Below are 4,592 nucleotides of genomic sequence, written 5' to 3'. Positions count from 1 at the left end.
CCCTTGTCGAAGCGCATGCCCTCGGTGAGCTCGAGCTCGAGCCCGAAGGTCTGCGACTCCTCGACGGTGATGACGCCTTCCTTGCCGACCTTGTCCATCGCCTCGGCGATGAGCTCGCCGATCTGGGGGTCGCCGGCGGAGATGGAGGCCGTGGAGGCGAACTCCTCCTTGGTCTCCACATCCTTGGCCTGCTCCAGCAGGGCGGCGGAGACGGCCTCGGTGGCCCGCTCGATGCCGCGCTTGAGCGCCATCGGGTTGGCACCGGCCGCTACGTTGCGCAGGCCTTCCTTGACGAGCGCCTGGGCCAGGACGGTCGCGGTCGTCGTGCCGTCACCGGCGACGTCGTCCGTCTTCTTCGCGACCTCCTTGACCAGCTCGGCGCCGATCTTCTCGTAGGAGTCCTCGAGCTCGATCTCCTTGGCGATGGAGACACCGTCGTTGGTGATCGTGGGGGCGCCCCACTTCTTCTCCAGCACGACGTTGCGGCCCTTGGGGCCGAGCGTGACCTTGACGGCGTCGGCGAGCTGGTTCATCCCGCGCTCGAGGCCGCGCCGCGCCTCCTCGTCGAACGCGATGATCTTGGCCATGTGAAGTGGTCCCTCCCGGACTGGGGGTCCCCCCGGCACAACCAGGGGACGGGGTCATTCCGGACCGTGCTGGCGCCCGCGACGGACGGCGCGCGTACCCGGTGGTTCCTTGCCCCACCCGGCGAACGAGCCTCACCGACTCGGTCCTTAGCTGTCACTCTCACTCGGAGAGTGCTAACGCCCAATGATTAGCACTCGACCACTGCGAGTGCAAGCGTCCCCCGGTACGGCCCGGCCCCGGGGACCCGCGCCGGCACGTTCCGGGCCGGCTCTCCCCACCGGACGAGCACCCGGACCAGCACCCGGACCAGGACGCATCGAAGGGCCGTACCCCTCGACGGGATACGACCCTCCCTGCAGCTCGTACGCTGGGTACGGCTTGCGCGCAGTGCGGCCGGCGCTCAGGCACTCACCCGGACCATGTCCGCCTGCGGCCCCTTCTGGCCCTGCGAGATCTCGAACTCGACCCGCTGTCCTTCTTCGAGGGTGCGGTAGCCGTCCATCTGGATCGCGCTGTAGTGCACGAACACGTCCGCACCACCGTCGACCGCGATGAAGCCGTATCCCTTCTCCGCGTTGAACCACTTGACGGTGCCCTGAGCCATGCCTAACTCCCCTATTACTGGCCCTTACGCGGGCCCGCACTTCACGAACCCGGGTCAGACCTCACCTCCGAGAAGCGCCGGAAGGCGTCGACCGCGGCTGAATGTATCTGCACGGACGCCCTCTGCAACAGGTCAGGCAGACGAGAATTCTGGGCCCGGACCGATCGCCCAAAGGCCCTCAACTGCCGTGAAAGCAGGGCAAGTACGGCCGGGCATAGGGAACCAACATGACAATTGCCGCCGCGATTTCGGGCACAACTTGTCGCGTTCGCATATGCGTTGGGCACCCGCCAGCCACGCGTCGGGCGCCGATTCGGGGGAGGATTCCTCGCAACCCTATCGCTTCCCGATCGCTTCCCGAGACGCGGAATCGCCCCCTCCCCTTCGCTGTGAGGGGCAGGAGGCGATTCGACCGTAGCCGATCAGCGGGGGTCACGGCCGCGGCGGCGGCCGGCCTTCACCGAGCTCTCACCAGACCTCAGCAGCCCCCGGCCACCGCGGGGATGATGGAGACGCCGGCACCGTCCGGCGTCGGTGTCTCCAGGCCCTGCTCGAAGCGGACGTCGTCGTCGTTCACGTACACGTTGACGAAGCGGCGCAGCTTGCCGGAGTCATCCAGCACGCGTGCGCCGATGCCGGTGTGGTTCTTCTCCAGGTCGGTCAGCACCTCGGACAGGGTGCCGCCCTCGGCGCTCACTTCGGACTTCCCGCCGGTGTAGGTGCGCAGGATGGTCGGAATACGGACGTTCACGCTCATGATGCGAGACCAGCCTCTCGGAACGAGTCCAGGTTGGGACGGATGACGGCGGACAGGCCGGTGGTCGGTGCCACCGCGTCCAGGGTCTTCAGGCCGTCGCCGGTGTTCAGCACGACCGTGGTCTGCGACGGGTCCAGGACGCCGCTCTCGATCAGCTTCCGCGTCACACCGACGGTCACGCCGCCCGCCGTCTCGGCGAAGATGCCCTCGGTACGGGCCAGCAGCGTGATCGCGTCGACGGTCTGCGCGTCGGTCACGTCCTCGACCGCGCCGTTCGTACGGCGGGCGATGTCCAGCACGTACGGGCCGTCCGCCGGGTTCCCGATGGCCAGCGACTTGGCGATGGTGTCCGGCTTCACCGGGCGTACGACGTCGTGCCCGTCCTTGTACGCGCGCGAGACCGGCGAGCAGCCCTCCGCCTGGGCGCCGAAGATCCGGTACGGCTTGTCCTCGACCAGGCCGAGGGCGATCAGCTCCTTGAAGCCCTTGTCGATCTTCGTCAGCTGGGAGCCGGAGGCGATCGGGATCACGATCTGGTCCGGCAGCTCCCAGCCGAGCTGCTCGGCGATCTCGTAGGCGAGGGTCTTGGAGCCCTCGCCGTAGTACGGGCGCAGGTTGACGTTCACGAAGCCCCAGCCCTCGCCGATCGGGTCGCCGATCAGCTCGGAACAGAAGCGGTTCACGTCGTCGTACGTGCCCTCGATGCCGACCAGGTCACCGCCGTAGACGGCGGCCATCACGACCTTGCCCTGCTCCAGGTCGTGCGGGATGAACACGCAGGACCGGAAGCCCGCGCGGGCGGCCGCGGCGCCCACCGCGCCCGCCAGGTTGCCGGTGGAGGAGCAGGAGAGGGTGGTGAAGCCGAAGGCGCGGGCGGCCTCGACGGCGATCGCCACGACGCGGTCCTTGAAGGAGTGCGTCGGGTTGCCGGAGTCGTCCTTGACGTGCAGGCCGCCGGTGACGCCCAGCTCGCGGGCGAGGTTGTCGGCCTTGACCAGCTTGGTGAACCCGGGATTGATGCTGGGCTTGTCCGCGACGTCGGCGGGGACGGGCAGCAGGGGCGCGTACCGCCAGATGTTGTCGGGTCCGGCCTCGATCCGCTTGCGCAGGCCCTCCGGGTCGCCGGTGGGCAGGTCGTAGGCCACCTCCAGCGGCCCGAAACACTCCTCGCAGGCGAAGACCGGGCCCAGCGGGTTGCGGGCGCCGCACTCGCGGCAGGACAGGGCGGCGGCGGGACCGAGGTCGGTGACCCCCGCGGGGTGGGACTTCTCGGTAGCGTGCACAGCCATGAAGGCGAGGCCCTTTCTCCTCATCTTCCCCGTGACGTATCTCGCCACGAGCGGAATTGGCACCTTCCCTAGCCCGTGAGCCCCGCCGTGAACGCAGGACAGGCTGGAGGGTTGCCGGGGCTTCAACGGGCCGTTCCCTCTGCCCCTCTGGATGAGCGGTATGACGTTGTGGGGCCGACCCGGCATGCGGGGGCCGACCTCGTTGTTCAAGACTGTAACCGACGGCCCCGCGCCTTGAGACAGTCGTCCGAACCGCGAGACGCCCGCGGGGACGGGCGTGGACAGCCGTCACACCATCGCATTCCGAGGGAGATCACACGTGCTGGACGAGGTCGGCCACTGGCTGGAACGCCGCTCCTGGTCGGCGGCCGACCGCCCGCTCGAGCAGCTGTGCGCCGCGAAACGGCGCGGCGGGCACAGCGTCAGCGTCGTGCTGCCCGCGCTCGATGAGGAGCGGACCGTCGGGGAAATCGTCTCGATCATCCGCCGGGACCTGATGGGCGACGGCCCGGCCGTCTCCGGGGCAGCGGTCACGGACGCCGGAGGGCACGGGGTACCGCTGGTCGACGAGCTGGTGGTCATGGACTCCGGCTCCACCGACCGCACCGCCGAGGCCGCCACAGCGGCCGGGGCGAAGGTCGTGCACCGCGACGAGGTGCTGCCGCGGCTGCCCGCCGTGCGGGGCAAGGGCGAGGTCCTGTGGCGCTCCCTGCTCGCGACCAGCGGCGACATCGTCTGCTTCGTCGACGCCGACCTGCGGAACTTCTCGCCGGACTTCGTCTCCGGCATCGTCGGCCCCCTGCTCACCGATCCGGAGATCCAGCTGGTCAAGGCGATGTACGACCGCCCCTTCGAAGGGAGCCCGGAGGGCGGCGGCCGGGTCACGGAGCTGGTCGCCCGCCCGCTGCTGAACCTGCACTGGCCGAGGCTGGCCGGCTTCGTACAGCCCCTCGGTGGCGAGTACGCGGCCCGCCGCGAGCTGCTGGAACGGCTGCCCTTCCCCGTCGGCTACGGCGTGGAGCTCGGCCTCCTGGTGGACGCCCTCGACGCGGTCGGCCTGGATGCCCTGGCCCAGGTCGACGTGGGCGTACGGCGCCATCGCCACCAGGACGGGCAGGCACTGGGGCGGATGGCGGCGGCGATCTACCGCACGGCGGAGCGGAGGCTTTCCCGCGGGGCGGGCGTGCGTCCGCGGCTGACCCAGTTCGAGCGCGTCCCGGGACCTTCGGGGGGCTTCGCTCCCCGCACCCACCCGGTCGACACGGAGGAGCGGCCCCCGATGACCGAAATCGGTGAGTATGCGGAGCGTCGCGTGGCATAAGCATGGCCTAATCGTATGTTTTGTCTAACTTAC

At 69.4% G+C, this 4,592-nt stretch carries 5 protein-coding genes and 1 riboswitch; of the genes, 1 reads left to right on the top strand and 4 read right to left on the bottom strand.

All coding sequences use genetic code 11. The features are described from left to right. From ACRDP3_RS23770 to thrC, 4 genes are all read right to left on the bottom strand, one after another. Window positions 1–587: TCP-1/cpn60 chaperonin family protein (locus ACRDP3_RS23770; RefSeq protein ID WP_431519041.1), on the bottom strand; the 587-nt coding region annotated here is incomplete at its 3' end. A 401-nt stretch (window positions 588–988) separates the two neighbouring features. Next, window positions 989–1,192: a cold-shock protein gene (locus ACRDP3_RS23765; protein ID WP_010035953.1), complete on the bottom strand. Its 204-nt coding sequence runs from the start codon at window positions 1,190–1,192 to the stop codon at window positions 989–991. A gap of 478 nt (window positions 1,193–1,670) precedes the next feature. After that, window positions 1,671–1,949 carry a MoaD/ThiS family protein gene (locus tag ACRDP3_RS23760; protein WP_431519040.1) on the bottom strand — a complete coding sequence of 93 codons (279 nt, stop codon included), beginning with the start codon at window positions 1,947–1,949 and terminating at the stop codon, window positions 1,671–1,673. Continuing rightward, window positions 1,946–3,238, bottom strand: a complete 1,293-nt coding sequence (gene thrC, locus ACRDP3_RS23755; protein WP_431519039.1) for a threonine synthase — start codon at window positions 3,236–3,238, stop codon at window positions 1,946–1,948. The genes ACRDP3_RS23760 and thrC overlap by 4 nt, the downstream gene beginning before the upstream one ends. 17 nt (window positions 3,239–3,255) lie before the next feature. Next, a riboswitch (SAM riboswitch) is annotated at window positions 3,256–3,396 on the bottom strand. A gap of 161 nt (window positions 3,397–3,557) precedes the next feature. Between thrC and ACRDP3_RS23750 the strand changes: the two genes are divergently transcribed. Then, complete coding sequence (locus tag ACRDP3_RS23750; protein ID WP_431519038.1) at window positions 3,558–4,559, top strand: glucosyl-3-phosphoglycerate synthase; 1,002 nt, start codon at window positions 3,558–3,560, stop codon at window positions 4,557–4,559. The last annotated feature ends 33 nt before the right edge of the window (window positions 4,560–4,592 follow it).

The organism is Streptomyces sp., from assembly GCF_050698815.1.
Taxonomy (GTDB): domain Bacteria; phylum Actinomycetota; class Actinomycetes; order Streptomycetales; family Streptomycetaceae; genus Streptomyces.
The sequence above is the reverse complement of the archived record's forward strand: the minus strand, read 5'-3'. Positions and strand labels throughout refer to the sequence as shown.

Excerpts from the sequence above, each read along its gene's own strand:
- ACRDP3_RS23760 (WP_431519040.1), bottom strand. The coding sequence starts at position 1,949 with ATGAGCGTGAACGTCCGTATTCCGACCATCCTGCGCACCTACACCGGC.
- thrC (WP_431519039.1), bottom strand. The coding sequence starts at position 3,238 with ATGGCTGTGCACGCTACCGAGAAGTCCCACCCCGCGGGGGTCACCGAC.
- ACRDP3_RS23765 (WP_010035953.1), bottom strand. The coding sequence starts at position 1,192 with ATGGCTCAGGGCACCGTCAAGTGGTTCAACGCGGAGAAGGGATACGGC.